This window comes from Streptomyces sp. F001 (assembly GCF_004187715.1).
GTDB classification, from domain to species: Bacteria; Actinomycetota; Actinomycetes; order Streptomycetales; family Streptomycetaceae; genus Streptomyces; species Streptomyces flavusporus.
In genome coordinates, this window is sequence record NZ_QZWF01000007.1 from 131,742 (window position 1) to 155,312 (window position 23,571).

The following is a 23,571-nucleotide window of genomic DNA, read 5'->3' on the forward strand; positions in this document are numbered from 1 at the left end:
GGTGAGCCACTGCCGATTGTTTCACGTCCCTCAGGCCCTCAGCACGACGACGTCTTGACGGGCGCCTTATCTACGGCCAGAGGTATTGTCAAGAGGGTTCTGCTCACCTCGGTGGGCGATTTTTGTGACTGAGACGAAACGGAGAGCACGCGTGACGCGCAGCGTGTACGTGACCGGTATCGACCGTGGCGACGGCCGCCAGGTCGTCGAACTGGGAGTCATGGAGCTCCTGACCCGGCAGGTGGACCGCGTCGGTGTCTTCCGCCCCCTCGTCCACGACGGGCCCGACCGCCTCTTCGAGCTGCTGCGTGCCCGCTACCGGCTGTCCCAGGACCCGGCGACGGTCTACGGCATGGACTACCACGAGGCCTCCGCGCTGCAGGCCGAACGGGGGACGGACGAGCTGGTGTCCACGCTCGTCGACCGGTTCCACCTCGTCGCGCGGGACTACGACGTCGTCCTCGTTCTCGGCACCGACTTCGCCGACACCCAGCTCCCGGACGAGCTGTCCCTCAACGCCCGGCTCGCCAACGAGTTCGGCGCCTCGGTCATCCCCGTCGTGGGTGGGCGGAAGCAGCCCGCCGAGTCGGTGCTCGCCGAGACCCGCAACGCCTACCGCGCCTATGACGGGCTGGGCTGCGACGTCCTCGCCATGGTCACCAACCGGGTCGCCCGCGAGGACCGCGAGGAGATCGCCCGGCGGCTGACGGACCGGCTGCCCGTGCCCTGCTACGTCCTGCCCGACGAACCGGCCCTGTCCGCCCCGACGGTCGCCCAGATCTCGCAGGCCCTGGGCGGCAAGGTGCTGCTCGGCGACGACTCGGGGCTGGCCCGTGACGCGCTCGGCTTCGTCTTCGGCGGGGCGATGCTGCCGAACTTCCTGGGCGCCCTGACCCCCGGCTGCATGGTCGTCACCCCCGGCGACCGCGCCGACCTGGTCGTCGGATCGCTCGCCGCGCACAGCGCCGGCACCCCGCCGATAGCGGGCGTCCTGCTCACGCTGAACGAGGTGCCGAGCGACGACATCCTCACCCTCGCCGCCCGCCTCGCCCCGGGCACCCCGGTGCTGTCGGTGTCCGGCAACAGCTTCCCCACCGCCGAGCAGCTGTTCTCCCTGGAGGGCAAGCTCAACGCGGCCACCCCGCGCAAGGCGGAGACCGCGCTCGGCCTGTTCGAGCGGTACGTGGAGACCGGGGATCTGCTGAAGCGGGTGAGCGCCCCGAGCAGCGACCGTGTGACGCCGATGATGTTCGAGCACAAGCTGCTCGAACAGGCCCGCTCCGACATGCGGCGGGTCGTGCTGCCGGAGGGCACCGAGGAGCGTGTGCTGCACGCCGCCGAGGTGCTGCTGCGCCGCCGGGTCTGCGACCTCACGCTGCTCGGCCCCGTCGACCAGATCCGCAAGAAGGCCGCCGACCTCGGCATCGACCTCGGAGACGCCCAGCTGATCGACCCGGCCACCAGCGAGCTGCGTGACACCTTCGCCGAGAAGTACGCGGCGCTGCGCGCCCACAAGGGCGTGACCGTGGAACTGGCCTACGACGTCGTCTCCGACGTGAACTACTTCGGCACCCTGATGGTCCAGGAGGGCCTCGCCGACGGCATGGTGTCCGGGTCGGTGCACTCCACGGCCGCGACCATCCGGCCGGCCTTCGAGATCATCAAGACGAAGCCGGACGCTTCCATCGTGTCGTCCGTCTTCTTCATGTGCCTCGCCGACAAGGTGCTCGTCTACGGCGACTGCGCGGTCAACCCCGACCCCGACGCCGAGCAGCTCGCCGACATCGCCATCCAGTCGGCGTCCACGGCCGCCCGGTTCGGCGTGGAGCCGCGGATCGCGATGCTGTCGTACTCCACGGGTACGTCCGGCTCGGGCGCCGACGTCGACAAGGTGCGCGAGGCGACCGAGCTGGTCCGCTCACGCCGGCCCGACCTGAAGATCGAGGGGCCGATCCAGTACGACGCCGCCGTGGAGCCGACGGTCGCCGCGACCAAGCTGCCCGGGTCCGAGGTCGCGGGCCAGGCCAGCGTGCTGATCTTCCCCGACCTCAACACCGGCAACAACACCTACAAGGCCGTGCAGCGCTCGGCCGGCGCGATCGCCGTCGGCCCGGTGCTGCAGGGTCTGCGCAAGCCGGTCAACGACCTGTCCCGGGGCGCCCTCGTCCAGGACATCGTCAACACCGTCGCCATCACGGCGATCCAGGCCCAGTCCTCCGACCAGAAGGCATCCCAGCTGTGAGCTCGTCCCGCATCCTCGTCCTCAACTCCGGCTCCTCGTCGGTGAAGTACCAGCTGCTCGACATGCGCGACAGCAGCCGGCTCGCGGTGGGCCTCGTCGAGCGGATCGGTGAGGAGACCTCACGCCTGAAGCACACCCCGGCGGGCGCCGAGGCCCGGGAGTGGACGGGCCCGATCGCCGACCACGAGGCCGCCCTGAAGGCCGTGTCGGCGGAACTGGCCAAGGACGGCCTCGGCCTCGACTCGCCCGAGCTGGCGGCGATAGGCCACCGGGTCGTGCACGGCGGGAAGCACTTCACCGAGCCGACGGTCGTCGACGACACCGTGCTCGCCGAGATCGAGCGGCTGATCCCGGTCGCCCCGCTGCACAACCCGGCCAACCTGACCGGCATCCGTACGGCCCAGGCACTGCGCCCCGACCTGCCCCAGGTCGCCGTCTTCGACACCGCGTTCCACACGACGATGCCGGAGTCGGCCGCCCGCTACGCGATCGACGTGCAGACCGCCGACGAGCACCGCATCCGGCGCTACGGCTTCCACGGCACCTCGCACGCCTATGTCTCCCGGGCCACGGCTCAGCTGCTCGGCAGGGCCCCCGAGGACGTGAACGTCATCGTGCTGCACCTCGGCAACGGGGCGTCCGCCTCGGCGGTCAGGGGCGGGACGTGCGTGGACACCTCCATGGGGCTGACTCCGCTGGAGGGGCTCGTGATGGGTACGCGTTCCGGAGACATGGACCCGGCCGTCATCTTCCATTTGATGCGTGTTGGCGGAATGTCCGCCGACGAGATCGACACTCTTCTCAACAAGAAGAGCGGGCTGATCGGTCTGTGCGGGGACAACGACATGCGGGAGATCCGCCGCCGGATCGACGAGGGTGACGAACAGGCGCAACTCGCCTTCGACATCTACATTCACCGCCTGAAGAAGTACATCGGCGCCTATTACGCGGTACTCGGCCGGGTGGACGCGATCGCGTTCACGGCCGGGGTCGGCGAGAACGCGGCGCCCGTACGGGAAGCCGCGGTGGCGGGCCTGGAGGAGCTGGGCCTGGCGGTGGACAGCGAGCTGAACGCCGTACGCGGCGACGCACCGCGACTGATCTCGCCCGAGCACGCCAGGGTGGCCGTGGCGGTCGTGCCGACCGACGAGGAACTGGAGATCGCGACACAGACGTACGCGCTGGTAAAGGGGTCACAGAACCTCACCTGAGCGGCATCCCGCCCTTTTGTATTTTCCGCCAGACGGAATATTCCGCAGCGAAACAAACCGATAGGATCGCCCCCATGCGCCGTTCGAAAATCGTCTGCACTCTCGGCCCCGCGGTCGACTCCCACGAGCAACTGGTCGCGCTGATCGAGGCCGGCATGAGCGTGGCCCGCTTCAACTTCAGCCACGGCACACACGCCGAGCACCAGGGGCGGTACGACCGGGTCCGGGCCGCCGCCAAGGAGACCGGCCGGGCCGTCGGTGTCCTCGCCGACCTGCAGGGCCCGAAGATCCGCCTCGCGACCTTCGCCGAGGGGCCGGTGGAGCTCGTACGGGGTGACGAGTTCACCATCACCACCGAGGACGTCCCGGGCGACAAGACGATCTGCGGGACGACCTACAAGGGTCTGCCCGGCGACGTCGCGCGCGGCGACCAGATCCTGATCAACGACGGCAACGTCGAGCTGAAGGTGCTGGACGTCGAGGGCGCGCGGGTCAGGACGATCGTCATCGAGGGCGGCGTCATCTCCGACCACAAGGGCATCAACCTGCCCGGCGCGGCCGTCAACGTCCCGGCGCTGTCCGAGAAGGACGTCGAGGACCTGCGCTTCGCGCTGCGCATGGGCTGCGACCTGGTGGCCCTGTCCTTCGTCCGGGACGCCAAGGACGTGCACGACGTCCACCGGGTCATGGACGAGGAGGGCCGCCGTGTCCCGGTCATCGCCAAGGTGGAGAAGCCGCAGGCGGTGGCGAACATGGAGGACGTCGTGATGGCGTTCGACGGTGTGATGGTCGCGCGCGGCGACCTGGCCGTCGAGTACCCGCTCGAGAAGGTCCCGATGGTGCAGAAGCGCCTGATCGAGCTGTGCCGCCGTAACGCCAAGCCGGTGATCGTGGCGACCCAGATGATGGAGTCGATGATCACCAACTCCCGGCCGACCCGCGCCGAGGCCTCCGACGTGGCCAACGCGATCCTGGACGGTGCCGATGCGGTCATGCTGTCCGCCGAGTCGAGTGTGGGCGCGTACCCGATCGAGACCGTCAAGACGATGTCGAAGATCGTCCAGGCGGCCGAGCAGGAGCTGCTGTCCAAGGGGCTCCAGCCGCTCGTCCCGGGCAAGAAGCCGCGCACGCAGGGTGGTTCGGTCGCCCGTGCCGCCTGCGAGATCGCGGACTTCCTCGGCGGCAAGGGCCTGGTGGCGTTCACCCAGTCCGGTGACACGGCCCGGCGGCTGTGCCGCTACCGCGCCGCCCAGCCGATCCTGGCGTTCACCACGGACGAGTCCACCCGCAACCAGCTGACGCTCAGCTGGGGCGTGGAGTCGCACGTCGTGCCGTTCGTGAACAGCACCGACGAGATGGTCGACCTGGTCGACCAGGAGATCGCCAAGCTCAACCGCTTCGACGCGGGCGACATCATGATCATCACCGCCGGTTCGCCCCCCGGCGTCCCCGGCACCACCAACATGGTCCGCGTCCACCACCTCGGCGGCGGCGACCGCGACTGACGCGCCGTCGGGGCGTGCGGCTGCCCTCGTACGGCACTGAGGGCGCCCCCTGCGACCAGGGGGCGCCCTCAGTTCTGTGCGGCTCCCGAACGGGCTGGAGGGGCGCTCAGTCGGTGACGTACTGATGCAGCCCGGGCACGTGCAGGGTCCCGCCGAACTGGCCGGCCTGCTGGACCTTCACGTTGGTGAAGTAGATCAGCGGGATGTTCAGCGGCGGCGGGTGCTCCGGGTCGAACGTGACCGGGATCAGGCCCAGCAGGTTGCCGGAGATGCTCTCGGTGTACATCACCGTCTCACCGTCGCGGATGGTGGACGTCGAGCCCTCGGCCGCCTGCACGTGGTACGTCTTGCCGGACTGCTTGTCCTTCACCGTCTGGTGCAGGTCGCCGATGTCGGTGCCGTCCGATATGACGTACTTCAGTACTTCCTTGACCGAGCCATTGGCGGTCTTCACCTTGACGATGCCCTGGTAGTCGGCGCCCTTCAGCAGCAGCGAACTGGCGTCCAGGAACCAGGGGTCGTCGGGCAGCGGCACCGTGTTGTCGACGCCGCCCTCCTCGTCGGTGGCGACCGGGCAGTCGTCCACGTCCGTGGTGGCGCTCGCCGAGGGGCTCGGGGTCGGGGAGGCGGCGGCCTCCTCGGCGGCCTCGCTCGCGTCCTCGGCCGCCTCGGACGCCGTACCGGTGGCGTCCTCGACGGTGTCCCCGACCGTGTCGGTGACCTTGTCGGTGGTCTCCTCGAGGGGGTCGGACGTGTCCTTGCCGGAGTCCTCGGTGCTCCCCGAACTCCCCGACGACGGGGCCTCGCTCGCACTCGGGCTCGCCGAGGCGGACGGGGACGGCGTCGGGCTCGCGGTCTCCTGGCTGGCGCCGGTGATGGTGTCGACGACGCCCGTGACCGCGTCGCCGATGGTCTCCAGCACGCCCTTGTCGCTCTCGGACGGCGACGGTTCGGCGGTGGCGCCACCGGCCGGCTCGGACTCCCTGCTCTCCGAGGTGGAAGGCGACGGCGTGGGCTCGGCCTCGTCGTCGGCACCTGAATCCGACGAAGAGTCGCTGCCCGAGGAGTCCGAACTCCCGGAAGGGGGCGATGCGTCCGACGACGCCGACGGACTCGGCTCCGCCTCGTCCGCGGACGCGCTCTCGCTCGCCGACGCGGAGGGCGACGGCGTGGCCGACTCGGAGGAGCCGTTCTCGGCCTCCTCCAGGGCGGCGACGCAGTCCTTGTACTCGTCGGCCGTCAGGCTCCGGGAGGCCGGCTGGTCCTCGGCGAGGGCGAGCTTCGGTGTGAACCCCATCCCCATGAGGACCGCCGTGGGCATCGCCGCGAGGGCTATCGCCTTGCCGGCCGGCATGTGGAACCTGGTGAACAGCGGCTTCTTGGGTGCCGCGTGGCGCGGCCCGGTTCTCCCACGGGACTCGTCCACTTCAGTCCCGTGGGTCACCTCGTCAGCCGGCACTGTGCCTCCCGTTCGCCTCGTTGCCGGGGCTCGTTCCTGACAGATCGTTGGACTCGCCCACCTCGCCCGCGGCTGCGGTGCCCGGCGCGACCGCGCCCTCGGGGGCGACGCCCGTTCCCTTGGTGTCCGCCTGCGCCTGCGCCTGCTCCGGCGCGGGCGGCGCGTCCTCGGCCCACGACACGGCCATCGCGCCGCCGACGAGGGCCAGCAGGAAGCCGACGAGGAAACCGCCGAGGTTGGACACCGGGATGGACACCAGCGCCAGCAGGATCGCCGCGACGCCCGCGAAGGTGCGGACGTGCTTCTGGAACCAGAGGCTGAAGCCCAGGACGACGAGCAGCACGCCGATGATCAGGGATCCGGCACCCGCGGTGGTGGCCATCGCCAGCGTCAGGTGGCCGATCTGGAGGTTTGCGTACGGGAAGTAGGCGATGGGGAGTCCGCCGAGCATGACGAACAGGCCGGCCCAGAAAGGCCTTGTGCCCCGCCAGGCGCGGAAGTTCCGCCGAAAGACCCGGAGGTAGTGCTCGTCGTGACCGGGCGCGGCAGGAGTCTCGGCGCTCATGGAAAACAGCTCCCTGGAACGGCGTTGCTGTGGTGGAGAGATGTACTGCGTGCAGATGCTGTGCAGTTCGGGCGGAGAGTGGACAGGCGGGGGCGCCATCGGCTCCCCCGCCCGTCAGAGAGTGCTTAGTAGCACTCCTTGACACCCGTCGACAGCGACATCTTCAGGCCGCTGAGCTTGAAGGTTCCGGCGGTGGTCGCCCACGCCGTCTGCTTCACGTCCTTCAGCGTGACCGAGTCGGCCTGCTGGGCGAACCCGTAGGGGTTGGACTGCTCGCCGCCGCCCTTCATGCCCGGACCCTTGCTGGCGTCCTTGGCGGCCACACCGATGTCGATGCCCCGGAACGTCGCGTCGGCCTCGAGCTGGGCGACGTCGATGTACAGGTTCTCGGCCTTGACCGGAGTGGCGCCGTCGCCGGCCCGCAGGATCAGGCTGACGTTCCCGAGCACCGGAATGTTCGGGGTGACGACCGACTGGCACAGGCTCTTGATGGTCGCCTGCTTGAACGCCGAGACGGCGACGGGGTGAACCGTCTTCTTGCCGTCGAGCGTGTAGCCCTCGTCAAGGGCGCCGTACTGCGAGAAGCCCGTACCGTCGAGCTGCTTGGTCGTGACCTTGAACGACTGGCCGGAAACGCTGAACGACGCGGCCAGAGCGCCCTGAGCGAGCGCGACACCTATGCATGCCGTGGCGGCAACGCTGGGCACCATGACCACAGCGAACCGCTTCCATCTGGTCCCACCACGCACCTGGGACTCCATATTTCCTCCTTCTCGGACGTACATCTCCTGGCACCCGGCTCGCCCTCGGACGACGGCTCAGCGGGGCAGGGATGGGAGAAGTGCTACGTCCTCGGGAAGGAGAGCGCCTGCGCTCGGCGGCGCGAACCGCGCCCGAATCACCGGCGATCACCCCCGAGCGACAACCACTGGTCGCGCCTGACACGCATCACGCACAACCTTGCTGGACAGGCTTCGCCGGTGGGCGAAGACCCCCCTGTCCAAGAGCCGGCGCCACTGCCGTCGGCTCTGCTCGGTGGGGACCCAGGAAATCCCGTGACCCGACCGGCTGTCGGGGTGCGGGAATGGACCGAGCGTCGCCGATCGTGGTGCATTCTCGCCGCCCGCACAAGGGGGTTCGTTACTCACTAGTAACGGCCGGATAACCGAACAACGACCCCTCGGTCTCGCTCAGCGACGCTGGGTGGCAACTTGGGGTAGGACAAAACTATTGACCATTGGACAGAATCTGACAGATCAACGCCCGCGACTTACTCGCAGTAACAGCGGCCGCGATTACCAAGATTTGGTAAAGCGCGGCCGCAGTGACCCTCCGTCGGCAGTTCCGTCACTCGGGCACCAGCCGCCTCATGGCGCCGGGAGGCCCGCGGAACAGGTCCTCCGCCCCGCTCAGAACAGGGCGCGGGCAAGCGCCCGGCGCGCCGCGGTCACCCGCGGATCGTCGGCGCCGACCACCTCGAACAGCTCAAGCAGCCGCAGCCGTACGGCATCCCGGTCCTCGCCCGCCGTACGCCGCACGGTGTCGATGAGCCGCCCGAACGCGTCCTCGACATGACCGCCCACCAGATCCAGGTCGGCGGCGACGATCTGCGCCTGCGCGTCGGCCGGCTTCTCGGCCGCCTCCTTGCGCACCCGCTGCGGGTCCAGGCCCTGCACCCGCTGGAGCAACTCCGCCTGCGCCAGGCCGAGTTTGGCCTCCGGGTTGCCGGGGTCGTCGGCGAGCACGTTCCTGTACGCCTGGACGGCCCCGCCCAGGTCGCCCGCGTCCAGCGCCTGCGCCGCCGCGTTCAGCAGGGCGTCGTACGGCCCGGCCGGCGCCTGCGCCGGGGCTGCCTGGCCGCCCGGCTCGGCCTCCGGGTCGACGGTCAGGCCGGTCAGCCCGAAGCGCTCCTCGGCGACCGTCACCAACTGGTCGAGGGTCTGCCGGATCTGCGCCTCACCGGCCGCTCCCTGGAAGAGCGGCAGCGCCTGGCCCGCGACAACGGCGAAGACCGCCGGGATCCCCTGGATCCCGAACTGCTGCATCAGCATCTGGTTGGCGTCGACGTCGATCTTGGCGAGGACGAAGCGGCCGTTGTACTCGACGGCGAGCCGCTCCAGGACGGGGCTGAGCTGCTTGCAGGGCTGGCACCACTCGGCCCAGAAGTCGATGACGACCGGGACCTCGGCGGAGCGCTGCAGGACGTCTTGCTCGAATCCGGCCTCGTCGACGTCGATGACGAGATCGGCCGGGGAGACGGCCCCGCCCCCGCCCTTCCGGGCCGCTTCGGCGCGCGCCTGCTCCGCCTTCGCCTTGGCCTCTTGGGCCGCCTTCACCGCGGCGAGGTCGACGACGCCGCTCATGGACATGTTCCGTGGCTGCATGCGTCTATCCTCCCCTGTTCCCGCGCGTGTGTGAAAAACGCTGTGAAAGCCGGACCCGGAAAGGGGCCGACTGCGTGGTCTGCGGCGCCGGGTCCCCACCCCACGCCCTGTGGTCGTCGCCCGCGTACGCCGCCCACGAGCTTTCGCTACGAGTCGTAGCGTAATGCCATACAGGGCTCGCGCGGCACCGCCGTCCGGTGATCTCCCTCACTGCCCTGCAGAACCGGCCGGTTAGGGTCGGGGGATGCAGAGCCGCACCCCCGCCAGCCGCACCGGACGCCCGCGCAGCGTCGCCGCCGACGCCGCGATTCTGGCCGCGACCCGGGCGGCTCTGGTCGAACTGGGCTGCTCCAAGCTCACCTTGGGAGACGTGGCGACGCGGGCCGGGGTTGCGAAGACGACGCTGTACCGCCGCTGGGCGGGCAAGAACGAACTGGTCGTCGACGCGGTGGCGGAACTCTTCGACGAACTGCGCCTGCCCGACCGCGGCTCACTGGCCGCCGACATCGAGGGCGTCGTCCTGCAGTTCGCCGCGATCCTGGCCCGCCCGGAGGCCAAGAGCGGCCTGATGGCGGTGGTCGCGGAGTCGACGCGCGACGAGGCGCTGCGCGAGCGCATCCGCACATCGATCGTCGACCGCCAGAAACGCCTGGTCCTGGAGGGCCGGGCCCGCGCCCAGGCACGCGGCGAACTCCCCCCGGAGACGGACCCGGCGGAATCGGCCCGCACGGTGGACCTGATCTTCGACGTGGTCGCGGGCGCGGTGGTCCACCGAACCCTGGTGAGCGCGGAACCGGCGGACGAGGAATGGGTACGAAGCTTCACCCGGGTACTGCTGCTGGGGCTGACGCCGCAGCCGTAGCCGTACGTAGCTGCGGGCAGTCGTGCCTCCCCCGGTGCCTTAAGGGCCTGGGGGGGGACCCCCAGGCCGGCACGGGTGGGCGCAGCGGCACCCCGTCGCGGCGGGCTGCGCGACCTGCCCGACGCCCGCACAGACGCCGGGAACCTCAGAAACCTGCCGGCTCGGTGTACACCCCCACTCATCCCGCAGCACCCCACAGATCTCCCCCAACGTCGCCTCCGCCCGCACCGCGTCCAGCATCGGCTCGATCATGTTGCCCCCACCCCGCGCAGCCGCAACCATCGCGTCCAGCGCACCACGCACAGCCCCGTCATCCCGTCCCGTACGCCGAGCGGAAAGCACCCGCACCTGCTCCCGCTCCACCTCATGACTCACCCGCAGAATCTCCAGATCCCCGGTGACGGACCCGGTGTGGACGTTCACGCCCACCACCTTCTTGTCCCCCTTCTCCAGAGCCTGCTGGTACCGGAACGCGGACTCCGCGATCTCGCCGGTGAACCACCCGTCCTCGATCCCCCGCAGAATCCCGGACGTGATCGGCCCGATCGGGTGCTGCCCATCGGGATGCGCCCGCAGCCCCCGCTCCTTTATCTGCTCGAAGATCTTCTCGGCGTCGGCCTCGATCCGGTCGGTCAGCTGCTCGACGTACCACGAACCGCCCAGCGGATCGGCCACGTTGGCGACGCCGGTCTCCTCCATGAGCACCTGCTGGGTACGCAGCGCGATCTCCGCCGCCTGCTCACTCGGCAGCGCAAGCGTCTCGTCGAGCGCGTTGGTGTGCAGCGAGTTCGTGCCGCCGAGCACCGCCGCCAGCGCCTCCACGGCCGTACGCACGACGTTGTTGTACGGCTGCTGGGCGGTCAGCGAGACACCGGCCGTCTGCGTGTGGAAGCGCAGCCACTGCGCCTTCTCGCTCTTCGCCCCGTACACGTCCCGCATCCAGCGCGCCCAGATCCTGCGCGCCGCCCGGAACTTGGCGATCTCCTCGAAGAAGTCGACGTGCGCGTCGAAGAAGAAGCTCAGCCCCGGCGCGAAGACGTCCACGTCCAGCCCGCGCGACAGCCCCAGCTCCACGTACCCGAAGCCGTCCGCCAGCGTGTACGCCAGCTCCTGCGCGGCCGTCGATCCGGCCTCGCGGATGTGGTAGCCGGAGACGGACAGCGGCTTGTAGGCGGGGATGCGCTCGGCGCAGTACTCCATCAGGTCGCCGATGAGACGCAGATGCGGCTCGGGCTGGAAGAGCCACTCCTTCTGCGCGATGTACTCCTTGAAGATGTCCGTCTGGAGCGTGCCGTTGAGGACGGACGGGTCGACGCCCTGGCGTTCGGCGGCGACCAGGTACATGCAGAAGACGGGGACCGCCGGCCCGCTGATCGTCATCGAGGTGGTGACGTCGCCGAGCGGAATGTCCTTGAACAGCACGTCCATGTCGGACGCCGAGTCGATCGCCACCCCGCAGTGGCCGACCTCGCCGAGCGAGCGCGGGTCATCGGAGTCACGGCCCATGAGGGTCGGCATGTCGAAGGCGACCGAGAGCCCGCCTCCGCCGTTGCCGAGGATCATCTTGTAGCGCTCGTTGGTCTGCTCGGCGTTGCCGAACCCGGCGAACTGCCGGATGGTCCACGTACGCCCCCGGTAGCCGGTCGGATAGAGGCCGCGCGTGAAGGGGTACTCCCCCGGCCAGCCGATCCGCTCGAAGCCTTCATAGGTGTCCCCGGGCCGGGGACCGTACACCGGCTCCACGGGGTCCCCCGAGAGCGTGGTGAAGTCGGCCTCGCGCTTGCGCGCGGCGTCGTACCGGGCCTGCCAGCGTCGGCGGCCCTCCTCGATGGCGTCAGCGTCCATGCCTCCAATTTACTTGGACGTCCTAGTAAGTGTCGACAGCTGAAGGTGAATTTAGTAGGACGTCCTAGCAATCACAGGAAGCCGACCGCCGCACGCACACGCGTACGGCGGGGTGCTTATGCCTTCACGGCCTCCGGCGCGTCCTCGGCGACCTTGACCTCCAGCTCGCGCGAGATCTTCCGCTCGACGAAGAAGGCGGCCGTCGGGACCGTGCCCGCCAGCAGTACCCACACCTGCTTGGCGACCGGCCACTTCGCCTTGGCGCCCAGGTCGAAGGCGAACACCAGGTAGACGACGTAGAGCCAGCCGTGCGCGATGGAGACGACACGGGTGGCGTCCGCGGCACCGTCGATGTCCAGCACGTACTTGCCGATCATGCAGAGGCACAGCAGAACCAGGAGCACACCGGTGACGTAGGCCATGACGCGGTAGCGGGTCAGCACGCTCTTTTTCATGCGGCCGAGCGTATCCGCCCGTTCCGGGCGATCTTTCCCCGGGTCAATGCTCTTCGAAGTCGTGCGCGGCGATCCGTAGCGGGCGCAGCATCGCGAAGATCTCGTTGCACTCCTCGGCGTCGTACACGCCGAGTCCGAAGTCCATCGCCATCAGATCGCGGGTGGCCGCCTCGACGATCTCGCGGCCCTTGTCCGTGATGACGGCGAGCGTGCCGCGGCCGTCGTTGGGGTTGGGGCGCCTGTCCACCAGGCCGGACTTCACCAGGCGGTCCACGGTGTTCGTCACGGACGTCGGGTGCACCATGAGGCGCTCGCCGATCTTCGACATCGGCAGCTCGCCGGCCTTGGAGAAGTTGAGCAGCACCAGCGCCTCGTAGCGCGCGAAGGTCAGCCCGTACGGCTTGACGACCGCGTCGACCTCGGCGAGCAGGATCTGGTGCGCACGCATGATCGAGGTGATCGCGGCCATGGACGGCACGTTGCCCCAGCGCTGCTTCCAGAGCTCGTCGGCGCGGGCGATGGGATCGAAGGGAAGGCTGAGCGGCTTCGGCACGTCACCAGACCTTACCCGCCGGTCATATCACGGTCAGCCCTGTCTCGCCCTTCGGTCGGGTTCCGGGAGGTGCGGGAGGGGTGCGGGTGTGGTGCGGATGCCCGCAAGCCTCTCCTGCCGGCCGCAGCACCCCGCTTGCCGTAGCCGCCGGCCCCGCCCAGCCGTCGGGTACACCCTCTGTGGGGTGTGCCTGGCCCCTTGCCCGGTACCTGCCTCGCCTTCACCATGAACGCACCCCCGCCCCCCCCAAGAGACCGGAGGTCACCACGGATGCGCCCTGAGGACCTGACCGGGCCGGAACTGCGGCTGTGGGAGGCGTTCGCCACGGGCGACGAGGTCGACCTGCGTCCGGACAACGCAGCCGACGGCGGATCCGTGGCCGATGGGGCCGGCTGGGGGCCCGAGCGCACCGTACGCGCCTCGGTCATTCGCTCACTGGTCCTGGGCGGTGCCGAGGGTGTCCGTGGTGAGACTGCCACGCTGCACCTCACCGGCGCCCGGATATCGGGGCGGCTGCGGCTGCTCTTCGCCGAAGCACGCTGCGTACTGTGGCTGGAGGGGTGCTGGTTCGACGAGGCTCCCCAGCTGTACGGGGCCAGGCTCCGGGTGACCAGCTTCATGGACTCGTACCTGCCGGGACTCGGGGCGCACACCTCGACCGTGGACGGGCACCTCGATCTGATGAACAGCCGCATTCGGGGCAAGGTCGGCCTGCACGATGCCCGTATCGGCGGCAGCCTGCTCCTCCAGGGCGCGCACCTGTCCAACCCCGGCGGGCTGGCCTTGGACGGTGCGCGCCTGGAGGTCGCCAGCGGCATCGTCGGTACGGAGGGATTCCGCGCCGAGGGGGAGCTGCGGCTGCATGAGGCGCGCTTTCTGAGTGAGGGCCTGCACCTGGAGGGTGCCACTCTGCACCATCCGGAGGGCGAAGCCCTGTCCGCCGCCGGCATTCAGGTCGCGTCCGGCATCGACTGCTCCGGCGGCTTCCGTGCCGAAGGTGCCGTGATACTGACGGGCGCTGTCGTCGGCGGGCGGGTCAGCTTCGAGGGGGCCACGCTCGCACGCCCCGGTGGCCATGCCCTGGCGTGCCATCACCTTCAGGCTTCCGAACTGACTCTGCGGCCCGCGAGGGTGGAAGGGGGCATCGACCTTCGCCACGCCGCCATCGGCATATTCCGGCTGGACGGCGGTCGGCACCACGGACCGCCGCTCCAACTCGACGGGCTGGTCTACCGGTCGCTGGAACCTCATCTTCCGGTACGCGAGCGTCTGGCTGAGCTGAGCCGGGATCCAGACGGATACCGACCCCAGCCGTACCAGCAGCTGGCTGCCGTCTACCAAGCCGTAGGCCACGATCATGATGCCCGTACGGTGCTCTTGGCCCGCCAGCGACACCGCCGTACGACACTTCCGTGGCACGCCCGCCTCTGGGGGTACGTACAGGACGCCACTGTGGGGTACGGCTATGTGCCGGCGCGTGCCGCGGTGTGGCTCATGGCACTGCTCGCCGCGGGTGGCACCATCTTCGCCGGCCACAGGCCCACCCCGCAGGGCGATGCCCCCCATCCGGACTTCAACCCTGTGGTCTACAGCCTGGATCTGCTCCTTCCGGTCGTCGACTTCGGACAGGAGCGCGCCTTCCAGCCCACGGCACCAACCCAGTGGATCGCCTGGGTCCTGATCGGTGCAGGCTGGCTGCTGGCCACGGCACTCGCGGCAGGCATCACCAGGGTCCTCTCCCGCCAGTGAGTCCCACCGAGCAGCGAAACGGTCAGCGGCGCCCCGTCCGGCGCAGGTGGTGGCGGACCGCGCGCTGGGCGACCGGCCCCAGGTCGTCCAGCGCGGCGACCAGCGCCGCCAGTTGCTCCAGCGCGTCCAGCGCCGCATGGGCCCCCTCCTCGTCCACCCCCTCGTACAGCTCGATCCCCACGAAGGACGCCGCCACCGCCCGCGCCAGCCCCCGCGGATCCGTGAACTCCCCGAAGGGCGTCGCCGCAAGGACCCGGACGAGCGTCTTCTCGATCTCGGCGATCCACAGGTCGAGCCCCGCCGCTGTGGCCGAGCCGAGGCCGGCGTTGGTCTGGGCGCCGGCGAGGAGCTGGCCGAGGAGGGCGACATGCCCACCGGCGCGTTCCTGGTCGTGGATCTCCCGGCCGACGGCCAGGAGTTCGGAGAGGGACGTGACGGAGGAGAGGCGAAGCCGGAAGCGTGCGACCGCCTGCTCCGCTCCGTAACGGCAGGCCGCTGCCAGGAGTTCGTCCACCGAGCCGAAGTGGTAGAAGACCAGTGCCTGATTGACCCCGGCGGTCGCCGCGATCGTCCGGGCGGACGTCTTGGCAATGCCCTGCGCCGTGAGCGTGCGGAGTGCTCCTTCGAGGAGCTTGGTCTTCGTCTCCAGGGATTTCGCCGTCTCGGGGCTCATGCGCGCGATTCCTCCCGGACGGGGCGCAGGCCAGGGCGTACGCCGCAGGTGCGGATGTCCGGGTACGTCGCCGTGAAGGTGCCCTCGTAGCCGAAGAGCGGGCCGAAGTACTTGTTCACGACCCGGACCTGGACGCGGAAGCGGTCGGTTGTGTCGTCGTAGGACTCGCGCACCTCGGCCGTGGCGCCGATGAGTTCGGGGACCCGGACGTCCACCACGCCCTCCCGGAAGCGGTGTTCGCCGGAGCGGATGAGCAGGGAGCCGTCGGGTTCGGCGTGGAAGTGGAGGTCGCTGGCGAGGTGCTGGTGGGTGCCGAGGTAGTCGAGGATGCGGTCGCCCTCGGGGCTCAGCACCATCTGGGCGTCGAAGCGGCGGGCCCGGCCGGGCAGGTCGAAGGTGCGCACGAAGGTCACCGTCTCACGGCCGAAGGAGTCGGTGTACGGCACGTTCTCGATGGTGAAGGGGATGTTACGGCCGGTTCTCGGGACGAGGATGTTGCGGGTGGCGCCGAGGGCCAGGAAGGGTTTCACGAAGGCGCCGCCGTGCCAGATGCGGTGCATCACGCCCCGGCCCGTGCACGCCTCGCCGCTCGTCAGCCCGACGGAGAAACGGCGCTGCAACCGGGGGTGGAGACGGTCGAAGTCGGCGCCCATCACGGTGCGGAAGATCGAGGTCATCGCGGGTTCTCCAGGGTGCCGAGGAGGCTGGGGGCGCGTACGCGCGTGGGCGGTGTGCGCAGACAGCGGCGGGCGGCGGGGGTGCAGGGGGGGGACGCGAACAGGGCCAGGGAGACCGTGACGAGGAGGATCAGCGGCCAGAGGTAGGCCATCGCCGGGGCCAGGGTGCCGAAGAGGCGGAGGAAGGACTCCAGGCCGAGGCCCGTGCAGGAGACGGTGACGACGAGGGCGCGGACGGCGAGTTCCGTGAGCCAGCTGAGGAGCGCGCGCTCCGGGGTGATCCCGCGCTCCAGCCACAGGCGGAGGCGGTCGAAGGACCATGCCGTCGCCCAGCCCATCAGGGGGCGGAAGAGGAGTCGGTCGGCGAGCGCGCCGAAGGCGCCCCAGCGGGGGCGGTAGTCGTAGCCGGTGAGGAAGCGGACGGCGTCGCCGTCGGGGACGTAGCGCCAGTAGCCGCTGCCTTCGGCGAGCAGGGAGAGGGGGCGGGGCGCGGCGAAGCGCAGGGCGGATGTGCGGGTGCCGTCCGGGCGCTCCTTCTCGCCGGCAAAGACGCCGGTGCCGGCGATCTTCAGGAAGGGCAGCACGCGTGTGGCGTAACGGAAGCGCTGCGGCTCGCCCTCCGCGCGCGGGAGGTAGTCGATCTCGGTGAAGCGGAGGTCCCAGCGCTGATGCCGGGACGGGTCCTGCGTGCGCGCCCACAGTTCGTCAAGGTCGGTTCGGATGCGTGCCTCTATGTAGAGCCCCATGGCTCATCCCCCAGTTCAGCAGCAGGTTTGAGCGACTGCTCAAACCATCCGGGCCTGACCGTACACTGGTTTGAGCGATCGCTCAAACATCGGATGCAAGAAAACCCCGGCCCATAGGGGCCGGGGTTTGTCCCGCGGTGCAGGTGGTGGCTACATTCCGGGCGTCGGCTGTTCGGCGAGGTGGCGTTCCACCGTCTCCACCTTCGACGTGAGGCCGTCCGTCACTCCGGGCCGGATGTCCGCCTTGAGCACCAGGGACACCCGCGGCGCCCGCTCCTCCACGGCGGCGACAGCACGCCTGACGACGTCCATCACTTCGTCCCACTCCCCCTCGACCGACGTGAACATCGCGTCGGTACGGTTCGGCAGCCCCGACTCACGGACCACACGGACGGCCTCGGCGACATACTCCCCGACGTCCTCGCCGACACCCAGCGGCGTCACGGAGAAGGCGACGATCACGCTTTCACGGCCCCTTCCTTGCGGGCGCGGGACGCGATCACGGCGTTCTCGGCCTCACGCTTGAGCATGCGCTCGGCGAAGAAGCCGCCGGTGGGCAGCACGGAGAGGACGAAGTAGAGCGCAGCCCGGCCGAAGGGCCACTTCGCGCGGTTCCAGGCGTCCGCCCAGAACATCACGTACAGGATGAAGAGGAAGCCGTGGACCGCGCCCATCAAGGGCACCGCGTTGAAGTCCGTGGTCCGCTTCAGCACCGAGCAGACGAGCAGGATGAGGAAGGACACGGCCTCCGGAGCCGAGACCAGACGGAGGCGGCGGAGGGCGGTGGCGGTCTTGAGATCCACGGGTCACCTTCGGTGGGAGATTCGCTGACGATGCGGTCGCTTTGTGAACGGACGCACAAACGCTCGGCCATTGTGGCAAACGCCGGCCGGACGCCGGATCGGGGGGCCGCCCCCTAAGGGACCCTCGGAGTCATCTCCCTCCACAGGCCCTGTCGACGAGCCCCCTCGCCGGTTACCGTCGCAAGCGTGGCGATGTTCCGACTTCAAGGCAGCAAGGTGCTCGCCGTCGACATGACCGGGGACGCCGTGAGGGCGAAGAACGGCTCGATGGTCGCGTACGACGGGCAGATGGCCTTCAAGAAGATGAGTGGCGGCGGTGAGGGCATCCGGGGGATGGTGACCCGGCGGATCACCGGAGAACAGATGACCATGATGGAGGTGAAGGGGCACGGGACCTGCTGGTTCGCCGACCGCGCCTCCGAGATCAACCTCGTCGGCCTGCGGGGGGAGAAGCTGTACGTGGAGTCGAGCAATCTGCTGGCGACCGAGGCCGGCTTGCGCACGGGCACGTCGTTCACGGGGCTGCGGGGCGCCTCGCAGGGCAACGGGCTGTTCACGACCACCGTCGAGGGGCACGGGCAGGCAGCGATCATGTCGGACGGGCCGGCCGTGGTGCTGCGCGTCAGTGCGCAGTATCCGCTGACCGTCGACCCGGGGGCGTATGTCGCGCACCAGGGGAACCTGCGGCAGTCCTTCCAGTCCGGTGTGACGTTCCGCACGTTCATGGGGGAAGGCGGCGGCGAGGCCTTCCAGATCCGGTTCGAGGGGGACGGGCTCGTCTACGTCCAGCCGAGCGAGCGGAACACGATCGCGGGGGACGTGTGACATGGCCTTCCGTGAGATCAACTCCAGGATGGTCGAGGCGACCGTCACGCCGGGGCAGCGGCTGTTCAGTCAGCGCGGTGCCATGCTCGCCTACCAGGGCGAGGTGACCTTCACGCCCAACATGAGCGGCGGCCAGGGCGGGATCATGTCGATGATCGGGCGCCGGGTCGCCGACGAGGACACCCCCCTCATGACCGTCGAAGGCAGCGGCACCGTGCTCTTCGGGCACGGCGGCCACCACGTCCAGGTGATCAACCTCGCCGGCGACACCCTCTACGTCGAGGCGGACCGGCTCCTCGCCTTCGAGGGCACCCTCCAGCAGGGCACCATGTTCATGGGCTCGCAGGGCGGCGTCATGGGCATGGTCCGGGGGCAGGTCACCGGGCAGGGGCTGTTCACCACCACCCTCAAGGGGCACGGGTCCGTCGCCGTCATGGCCCATGGCGGCGTGTTCGAGGTCCCGATCACCCCGCAGCGTCCCGTGCACGTCGACCCCCAGGCCTACGTCGCCCACCACGGCGACGTGCGCAACAAACTGTCGACCGCGCTGGGCTGGCGGGACATGGTGGGCCGTGGCTCCGGCGAGGCGTTCCAGCTGGAGCTGAGCGGCAGCGGTGCGGTGTACGTCCAGGCGTCGGAGGAGAAGCTTTGACCACCCAACCCGGAACCGGTCCCGTCGCCCACGATCCGGCGACCCTGCCCGCCGACGACAACGTCAACGCGTACACCTTCTGCGTGGAGCTCAAGGGGACCCAGTGGTTCCTGCAGAAGGGGAAGATGATCGCCTACTACGGCTCGATCGACTTCAACGGCATCGGGCACGGCCGACTCGACCGGCTTGTCCGTACGTCCTTTCATTCGCCTCTGCACGCGAGCGACTGGGTGGTGGCGGAGGGCTCGGGCAAGATGCTCCTCGCCGACCGGGCCTTCGACGTGAATTCGTATGACCTGGAGAACGGCAATCTGACCATTCGCTCGGGCAACCTGCTCGCTTTTCAGCCAACTCTCGCACTCAAGCAGTCGATCGTGCCGGGCTTTCTGACACTCATCGGAACCGGAAAGTTCGTGGCCGCATCTAACGGTCCGGTGGTGTTCATGGATCCGCCGATCCGGGTGGATCCGCAGGCGCTCGTCGGCTGGGCCGACTGTCCGTCTCCGTGCCACCACTACGACCATGGCTACATGACGGGCGCAATGGGCGGTCTACGTGCACTGACAGGCCTCGGCGGGGCCTCCGGGGAGGAGCATCAGTTCGAGTTCGTGGGAGCTGGCACCGTGCTGCTCCAGTCGTCCGAGGCGCTGATGGCGGAGCAGGCCACGGGGGCGACTCCGCAGCAGGCCGGGGTACCCGGTGGGGGCGGGGTGACCGGAGGGCACGGATCGCAAGGCGGCGCACCGCGTTTTCCCGGACAGCTCGGAGACCTCCAGCGTCGCTTCGGGCTGTGAGCGGTAGTCTGCGGAGTGTGACGTCGAACGCGTGCGCACCGTCACGCCACCCTCATTAGTTCGCCTTTCAACTTTCTTAGGTAGACTTCATTCATGGAGACCGAAACGGCCACGCGCTGGCTGACCGATGCGGAGCAGTGTGCCTGGCGCACCCACCTGGAGGTCAACAGGCTGTTGACGTACCAGCTCGAAAAGGACCTGCAGCCGTTCGGCCTGACGATGAACGACTACGAGATCCTGGTGAATCTCTCCGAGTCGGAGGACTTCCGGATGCGGATGAGCGACCTCGCCTCCGCCACCCTCCAGTCCAAGAGTCGTCTCTCGCACCAGATCACCCGCATGGAGAACGCCAATCTGGTGCGCCGGGAGAACTGCGAGTCCGACCGGCGCGGACTGTACGCGGTCCTCACCGAGCACGGCAGGGAGACGATGCAGAAGGTCGCGCCCCACCATGTGGCGTCCGTGCGCAGGCACTTCATCGACCTGCTGTCACCCGAGGCACTGACGGAGCTCGACAAGGCCCTCAAACCCATCGCGGAACACCTGCGCGGGCACCGCGGCCGCCCCTGACCAGGAGGCGTCACCGGGCGAGCGGCAGGCGGAGTTCGAACTGGGCTCCGCCTGCCGGTGCGTCCTGGACGGTGAGCGTGCCGCCGTGGCGGGTGGCGACATCGCGGGCGATGGCCAGGCCCAGCCCCGCGCCGCCCTCGTCCCGGCTGCGGGCCGCGTCCAGCCGTACGAACCGCTCGAAGATCCGCTCCCGGTCCGCCGCGGGCACCCCGTCGCCGTCGTCGGCCACCTGCAGCACGGCCCGGTCCCCCTCCCGGCGTACGACCACGGTGACCGCAGAGCGGGCGTGCCGCTGGGCGTTGTCCAGCAGATTGGCCAACACGCGCCCCAGTTGACCGCGGGATCCGGCCACTTCGAGGGACTCGGCCCGAACCGTCACGTTCTTCCGGCCCGCGGCCTCCTCCCGGGCCAGCGCGGCGAGGTCCGCCCGGGCGTCGCCGATGGGCCGCTCCCCGGCGTCCAGCCGGGCGAGCAGCAGCAGATCGGCGGCGAGCCGCTGGAGCCGTACGGTGTCCGCCACGGCCCCGTCGAGATCCAGCAACTCCGGATGCGCGGCGGCCACTTCGAGCTGGGTGCGCAGGGACGCGATGGGGCTGCGCAGCTCGTGCGAGGCGTCGGCGACAAACCGCCGCTGGCGTTCCACCGAGGCCTCCAGCGCCGCCAGCGTCTCGTTGGTGGTGCCGGCGAGCCGGGCGACCTCGTCGTGGGTGTCCGGTTCGGGCACCCGCCGGGACAGGTCCTCGGAGGCGGTGATTTCGGCCATCTCGCGCCGGATGCCCTCGACCGGTCGGAGCGCGCGCCGGGTGACCAGCCAGGTCACGCCCGCCACGACGCCCAGCAGCAGCGGGAACCCGATCAGCATGACGGTCTGCGCGGTGCTCACCGCGCTCTGCTCGGCGGCCAGCGGCCCGCCCGCGTACACGGTGAACGTGCCCCGGTCGGGCACCTCGACCGGCACGGCGGCGAAGCGGTAGTCCGCCGCGGTGCCGTCGACCGTCGCCGAGCCGTCGGTGAAGCTCGCGTCCTCGCCGATCTCGCCCGGACGGAGGGTGGTGCTCCCCGTCGAGCCGTCGTCGTCATCGTCGTCGTCATCCTCGTCGTCGCCGGGGGCGCTGGTCGTCGGGGCCGTCGGCTGGGGCTGCGGGCGCACCGCCGCGGTTCCCGTGCCGCTGATCCGCTCCAGGCCCTCGGTGGCCGCGACCAGCGTGCCGTCCTCGGCAACGACCTGGACCGGCCGGTCGTCGTCCAGCAACAGCTGGTCGGAGGTCCTGCCGCCCGCAAGGTCGGCGGCGACCTCGCGGGCCGTGCGCTCCGCCTCGGTCCCGGCCTGTTCGGTCAGGTTGGAGTACAGGGAGATCAGTACGGCGGCCCCCGCTGCGACCAGGGCTACGGCGACGACGAGCGTGGCGGCGAGGGTGGCCCGGGCCCGTACGGAACCGAACAGACGCCTCATCTCGGCGCCTCCAGACGGTATCCGGCGCCGCGGACCGTGCGGATGAGCCCGGCGCCCAGCTTGCGGCGCAGGGCGCTGACGTACACCTCGACGATGTTCGGATCGCCCTCGTACGCGAAGTCCCAGACGTGCTCAAGGATCTCGGCCTTGGACACCACCTCGCCGGCCCGCACCGCCAGGTGCTCCAGGACGGCGAACTCCTTGGCGGTCAGGGCGGTCTCCTCCCCGTCCAGGGCGACCCGGCGGGCGGCGGTGTCGACCCGGAGGGCACCGAGGTCGAGGACGGGCGAGGCGCCGTGCCGGCCGCGGCGGCGCAGCAGCGCCCTGATCCGGGCGACGAGGACGACGTACGAGAACGGTTTGGTCAGGTAGTCGTCGGCGCCGGTGTCCAGGCCCTCGGCCTCGTCGTACTCGCCGTCCTTGGCGGTGAGCATGAGGATGGGCACGTCGTTGCCGGCGGCGCGCAGGGCGGAGCAGACGCGGTAGCCGTTCATGCCGGGGAGCATGATGTCGAGCACGATCAGGTCGTACGGCGACTCGCTCGCCCGGTGCAGTCCCTCCCGGCCGTCGTGGACGACGTCCACCGCGTAGCCCTCCGCCGTCAGGCCCTTGGCCAGGGATATGGCGAGGCGTTTTTCGTCCTCCACGATCAGCAGGCGCATGCCCCAAGGGTCGCAAACCGAAGCTGAAGCGATCTTCAGGGAGCTTCAGGCGGGCTTCAGCTTCCGTGGCGCAGGTTGGTCCATGTCGGAAGAACGCAAGCCCAATTGGGGGAGAAACAGCCATGAAGCGCAACATTGTCATCGCGGCCGTGACCGCAGCCGCCGTGGTCGGTGGTGGGTCCGCACTGGCCTTTGCGGGCGGTGGTGGGGGCGGCGCCTCGGCCACACCGACGGCACCAGCCTCGGTCACGGTGAACGGCTCGAGCACCGGCGGGGTCGACGACGACCGGGGGGACGACGCGGCCAAGGGGGGCGGCAGGCTCACCGCCGTGCAGGCGATCGACGCCGCGTTGAAGGCGGCGCCGGGAACGGTTGTGTCCGTCGACCTCGACGACGATGACGACGGAGACGACCGCCGTGGCTGGGAGGTCGAGGTCCTTGGTCGGGGTACCACCTCGTACACCGTGAACGTGGATACGTCGACGGGCCGGATTCTCGGCACCCACACCGCCGACGACGATGCCGACGACCGCGGGACGGTCAGGGGCGCCGCCGTCACCGCCGAGGAAGCCGCCGAGGCGGCGTCTGCCAAGGGGGTCGTCACGTCGGTCGACCTGGACGACGACGGGGCGGTGAGCTGGGACGTGGAGGCCACCGACTCCTCGGGCATGGAGCGGGACTGGAACGTCGACCTGAAGAGCGGGGCGGTTACGGCGGATCGGGGGGAGGGGGACGACCGGGTGGAGGACGAGCGTTCCGGTCACGACCGGGTCCAGGGGGACGACGACCACGACGACGACGATTGACGGGCGTGGGTGGCGGGGGCTTGCGAGGTGTGTTCGCCCCGCCGCCCCTGCCCTTCCCGTCCCTGGGGGCTGCGCCCCCA

Annotated in this window: 23 protein-coding genes and 1 pseudogene; 10 read left to right on the plus strand and 14 right to left on the minus strand. The window is 69.8% G+C overall.

All coding sequences use genetic code 11. The features are described from left to right. The first annotated feature begins 151 nt into the window (after positions 1–151). The 3 genes from pta to pyk all read left to right on the plus strand — a co-directional run bounded on the left by pta (position 152) and on the right by pyk (position 4,958). Positions 152–2,242, plus strand: a complete 2,091-nt coding sequence (gene pta, locus StrepF001_RS25200; protein WP_129800503.1) for a phosphate acetyltransferase — start codon at positions 152–154, stop codon at positions 2,240–2,242. Continuing rightward, a complete protein-coding gene (locus StrepF001_RS25205) occupies positions 2,239–3,453 on the plus strand; it encodes an acetate kinase (protein WP_129800504.1) in 1,215 nt (404 codons plus the stop codon). Before pta ends, StrepF001_RS25205 begins: the two co-directional genes overlap by 4 nt. A gap of 74 nt (positions 3,454–3,527) precedes the next feature. Beyond that, the gene (pyk, locus tag StrepF001_RS25210) at positions 3,528–4,958 is read left to right on the plus strand and encodes a pyruvate kinase (RefSeq protein ID WP_129800505.1); all 1,431 of its coding nucleotides are present in this window, start codon (positions 3,528–3,530) and stop codon (positions 4,956–4,958) included. Positions 4,959–5,064: 106 nt separating this feature from the next. On the opposite strand, the gene StrepF001_RS25215 is transcribed toward pyk, so the two are convergent. The 4 genes from StrepF001_RS25215 to StrepF001_RS25235 all read right to left on the minus strand — a co-directional run bounded on the left by StrepF001_RS25215 (position 5,065) and on the right by StrepF001_RS25235 (position 9,366). Next, positions 5,065–6,417: a hypothetical protein gene (locus tag StrepF001_RS25215; RefSeq protein WP_129800506.1), complete on the minus strand. Its 1,353-nt coding sequence runs from the start codon at positions 6,415–6,417 to the stop codon at positions 5,065–5,067. Further along, a complete protein-coding gene (locus StrepF001_RS25220) occupies positions 6,407–6,982 on the minus strand; it encodes a DUF6114 domain-containing protein (protein WP_129800507.1) in 576 nt (191 codons plus the stop codon). The genes StrepF001_RS25215 and StrepF001_RS25220 overlap by 11 nt, the downstream gene beginning before the upstream one ends. A gap of 125 nt (positions 6,983–7,107) precedes the next feature. Next, a complete protein-coding gene (locus StrepF001_RS25225; protein WP_129800508.1) occupies positions 7,108–7,743 on the minus strand; it encodes a DUF6230 family protein in 636 nt (211 codons plus the stop codon). Positions 7,744–8,391: 648 nt separating this feature from the next. After that, positions 8,392–9,366, minus strand: a complete 975-nt coding sequence (locus StrepF001_RS25235) for a tetratricopeptide repeat protein (RefSeq protein WP_129800509.1) — start codon at positions 9,364–9,366, stop codon at positions 8,392–8,394. A gap of 244 nt (positions 9,367–9,610) precedes the next feature. Here StrepF001_RS25235 and StrepF001_RS25240 point away from each other — a divergent pair, with 244 nt between their 5' ends. Then, the gene (locus StrepF001_RS25240) at positions 9,611–10,228 is read left to right on the plus strand and encodes a TetR/AcrR family transcriptional regulator (RefSeq protein ID WP_129800510.1); all 618 of its coding nucleotides are present in this window, start codon (positions 9,611–9,613) and stop codon (positions 10,226–10,228) included. Positions 10,229–10,373: 145 nt separating this feature from the next. On the opposite strand, the pseudogene StrepF001_RS25245 reads toward StrepF001_RS25240, so the two are convergent. From StrepF001_RS25245 to StrepF001_RS25255, 3 genes and pseudogenes are all read right to left on the minus strand, one after another. Next, positions 10,374–12,073 (minus strand): annotated as a pseudogene (locus StrepF001_RS25245) (methylmalonyl-CoA mutase family protein). A 116-nt stretch (positions 12,074–12,189) separates the two neighbouring features. Further along, positions 12,190–12,528: a DUF3817 domain-containing protein gene (locus StrepF001_RS25250; protein WP_129800511.1), complete on the minus strand. Its 339-nt coding sequence runs from the start codon at positions 12,526–12,528 to the stop codon at positions 12,190–12,192. A gap of 43 nt (positions 12,529–12,571) precedes the next feature. Beyond that, a complete protein-coding gene (locus tag StrepF001_RS25255; protein WP_129800512.1) occupies positions 12,572–13,081 on the minus strand; it encodes a MarR family transcriptional regulator in 510 nt (169 codons plus the stop codon). Positions 13,082–13,351: 270 nt separating this feature from the next. On the opposite strand from StrepF001_RS25255, the gene StrepF001_RS25260 reads away from it, so the two are divergent. After that, positions 13,352–14,830: a membrane-associated oxidoreductase gene (locus StrepF001_RS25260; protein WP_129800513.1), complete on the plus strand. Its 1,479-nt coding sequence runs from the start codon at positions 13,352–13,354 to the stop codon at positions 14,828–14,830. Between the two features lie 22 nt (positions 14,831–14,852). Here StrepF001_RS25260 and StrepF001_RS25265 read toward each other — a convergent pair whose 3' ends face one another. The 5 genes from StrepF001_RS25265 to StrepF001_RS25285 all read right to left on the minus strand — a co-directional run bounded on the left by StrepF001_RS25265 (position 14,853) and on the right by StrepF001_RS25285 (position 17,729). Further along, positions 14,853–15,503 carry a TetR/AcrR family transcriptional regulator gene (locus StrepF001_RS25265; protein ID WP_129800514.1) on the minus strand — a complete coding sequence of 217 codons (651 nt, stop codon included), beginning with the start codon at positions 15,501–15,503 and terminating at the stop codon, positions 14,853–14,855. Next, positions 15,500–16,180, minus strand: coding sequence for a DUF4166 domain-containing protein (locus StrepF001_RS25270; protein WP_129800515.1), 681 nt, complete (start codon positions 16,178–16,180; stop codon positions 15,500–15,502). Before StrepF001_RS25270 ends, StrepF001_RS25265 begins: the two co-directional genes overlap by 4 nt. Next, positions 16,177–16,926 carry a hypothetical protein gene (locus StrepF001_RS25275; RefSeq protein WP_129800516.1) on the minus strand — a complete coding sequence of 250 codons (750 nt, stop codon included), beginning with the start codon at positions 16,924–16,926 and terminating at the stop codon, positions 16,177–16,179. Before StrepF001_RS25275 ends, StrepF001_RS25270 begins: the two co-directional genes overlap by 4 nt. 150 nt (positions 16,927–17,076) lie before the next feature. Continuing rightward, entirely contained in the window at positions 17,077–17,388 is a 312-nt protein-coding gene (locus StrepF001_RS25280) for an MTH1187 family thiamine-binding protein (RefSeq protein ID WP_129800517.1), read from the minus strand. Beyond that, a complete protein-coding gene (locus StrepF001_RS25285; protein WP_129800518.1) occupies positions 17,385–17,729 on the minus strand; it encodes a DUF3817 domain-containing protein in 345 nt (114 codons plus the stop codon). Before StrepF001_RS25285 ends, StrepF001_RS25280 begins: the two co-directional genes overlap by 4 nt. Before the next feature lie 192 nt (positions 17,730–17,921). Here StrepF001_RS25285 and StrepF001_RS25290 point away from each other — a divergent pair, with 192 nt between their 5' ends. The 4 genes from StrepF001_RS25290 to StrepF001_RS25305 all read left to right on the plus strand — a co-directional run bounded on the left by StrepF001_RS25290 (position 17,922) and on the right by StrepF001_RS25305 (position 20,570). Further along, positions 17,922–18,554 carry an AIM24 family protein gene (locus StrepF001_RS25290; protein WP_129800694.1) on the plus strand — a complete coding sequence of 211 codons (633 nt, stop codon included), beginning with the start codon at positions 17,922–17,924 and terminating at the stop codon, positions 18,552–18,554. 1 nt (position 18,555) lies between these two features. Next, positions 18,556–19,206, plus strand: coding sequence for an AIM24 family protein (locus StrepF001_RS25295; RefSeq protein WP_129800519.1), 651 nt, complete (start codon positions 18,556–18,558; stop codon positions 19,204–19,206). Then, the gene (locus StrepF001_RS25300) at positions 19,203–20,000 is read left to right on the plus strand and encodes an AIM24 family protein (protein ID WP_129800520.1); all 798 of its coding nucleotides are present in this window, start codon (positions 19,203–19,205) and stop codon (positions 19,998–20,000) included. The genes StrepF001_RS25295 and StrepF001_RS25300 overlap by 4 nt, the downstream gene beginning before the upstream one ends. Before the next feature lie 93 nt (positions 20,001–20,093). Beyond that, the gene (locus StrepF001_RS25305) at positions 20,094–20,570 is read left to right on the plus strand and encodes a MarR family transcriptional regulator (protein WP_129800521.1); all 477 of its coding nucleotides are present in this window, start codon (positions 20,094–20,096) and stop codon (positions 20,568–20,570) included. Positions 20,571–20,580: 10 nt separating this feature from the next. Here the strand turns inward: StrepF001_RS25305 and StrepF001_RS25310 are convergent, their stop codons facing one another. Both StrepF001_RS25310 and StrepF001_RS25315 read right to left on the minus strand, forming a co-directional pair. Continuing rightward, positions 20,581–22,023 (minus strand): HAMP domain-containing sensor histidine kinase, encoded by a 1,443-nt coding sequence (locus StrepF001_RS25310; RefSeq protein WP_129800522.1) that lies wholly within the window; start codon positions 22,021–22,023, stop codon positions 20,581–20,583. Further along, positions 22,020–22,685, minus strand: coding sequence for a response regulator transcription factor (locus StrepF001_RS25315; RefSeq protein ID WP_129800523.1), 666 nt, complete (start codon positions 22,683–22,685; stop codon positions 22,020–22,022). Before StrepF001_RS25315 ends, StrepF001_RS25310 begins: the two co-directional genes overlap by 4 nt. Before the next feature lie 122 nt (positions 22,686–22,807). On the opposite strand from StrepF001_RS25315, the gene StrepF001_RS25320 reads away from it, so the two are divergent. Then, on the plus strand, positions 22,808–23,491 hold the full coding sequence (locus tag StrepF001_RS25320; RefSeq protein WP_129800524.1) for a PepSY domain-containing protein: 684 nt from the start codon (positions 22,808–22,810) through the stop codon (positions 23,489–23,491). The last annotated feature ends 80 nt before the right edge of the window (positions 23,492–23,571 follow it).

Excerpts from the sequence above, each read along its gene's own strand:
- StrepF001_RS25275 (WP_129800516.1), bottom strand. The coding sequence starts at position 16,926 with ATGGGGCTCTACATAGAGGCACGCATCCGAACCGACCTTGACGAACTG.
- StrepF001_RS25240 (WP_129800510.1), top strand. The coding sequence starts at position 9,611 with ATGCAGAGCCGCACCCCCGCCAGCCGCACCGGACGCCCGCGCAGCGTC.
- StrepF001_RS25270 (WP_129800515.1), bottom strand. The coding sequence starts at position 16,180 with ATGACCTCGATCTTCCGCACCGTGATGGGCGCCGACTTCGACCGTCTC.
- StrepF001_RS25250 (WP_129800511.1), bottom strand. The coding sequence starts at position 12,528 with ATGAAAAAGAGCGTGCTGACCCGCTACCGCGTCATGGCCTACGTCACC.
- StrepF001_RS25305 (WP_129800521.1), top strand. The coding sequence starts at position 20,094 with ATGGAGACCGAAACGGCCACGCGCTGGCTGACCGATGCGGAGCAGTGT.
- StrepF001_RS25225 (WP_129800508.1), bottom strand. The coding sequence starts at position 7,743 with ATGGAGTCCCAGGTGCGTGGTGGGACCAGATGGAAGCGGTTCGCTGTG.
- pyk (WP_129800505.1), top strand. The coding sequence starts at position 3,528 with ATGCGCCGTTCGAAAATCGTCTGCACTCTCGGCCCCGCGGTCGACTCC.
- StrepF001_RS25265 (WP_129800514.1), bottom strand. The coding sequence starts at position 15,503 with ATGAGCCCCGAGACGGCGAAATCCCTGGAGACGAAGACCAAGCTCCTC.
- StrepF001_RS25315 (WP_129800523.1), bottom strand. The coding sequence starts at position 22,685 with ATGCGCCTGCTGATCGTGGAGGACGAAAAACGCCTCGCCATATCCCTG.
- StrepF001_RS25260 (WP_129800513.1), top strand. The coding sequence starts at position 13,352 with ATGCGCCCTGAGGACCTGACCGGGCCGGAACTGCGGCTGTGGGAGGCG.
- StrepF001_RS25235 (WP_129800509.1), bottom strand. The coding sequence starts at position 9,366 with ATGCAGCCACGGAACATGTCCATGAGCGGCGTCGTCGACCTCGCCGCG.
- StrepF001_RS25320 (WP_129800524.1), top strand. The coding sequence starts at position 22,808 with ATGAAGCGCAACATTGTCATCGCGGCCGTGACCGCAGCCGCCGTGGTC.
- StrepF001_RS25295 (WP_129800519.1), top strand. The coding sequence starts at position 18,556 with ATGGCCTTCCGTGAGATCAACTCCAGGATGGTCGAGGCGACCGTCACG.
- StrepF001_RS25220 (WP_129800507.1), bottom strand. The coding sequence starts at position 6,982 with ATGAGCGCCGAGACTCCTGCCGCGCCCGGTCACGACGAGCACTACCTC.
- StrepF001_RS25310 (WP_129800522.1), bottom strand. The coding sequence starts at position 22,023 with ATGAGGCGTCTGTTCGGTTCCGTACGGGCCCGGGCCACCCTCGCCGCC.
- StrepF001_RS25290 (WP_129800694.1), top strand. The coding sequence starts at position 17,922 with ATGTTCCGACTTCAAGGCAGCAAGGTGCTCGCCGTCGACATGACCGGG.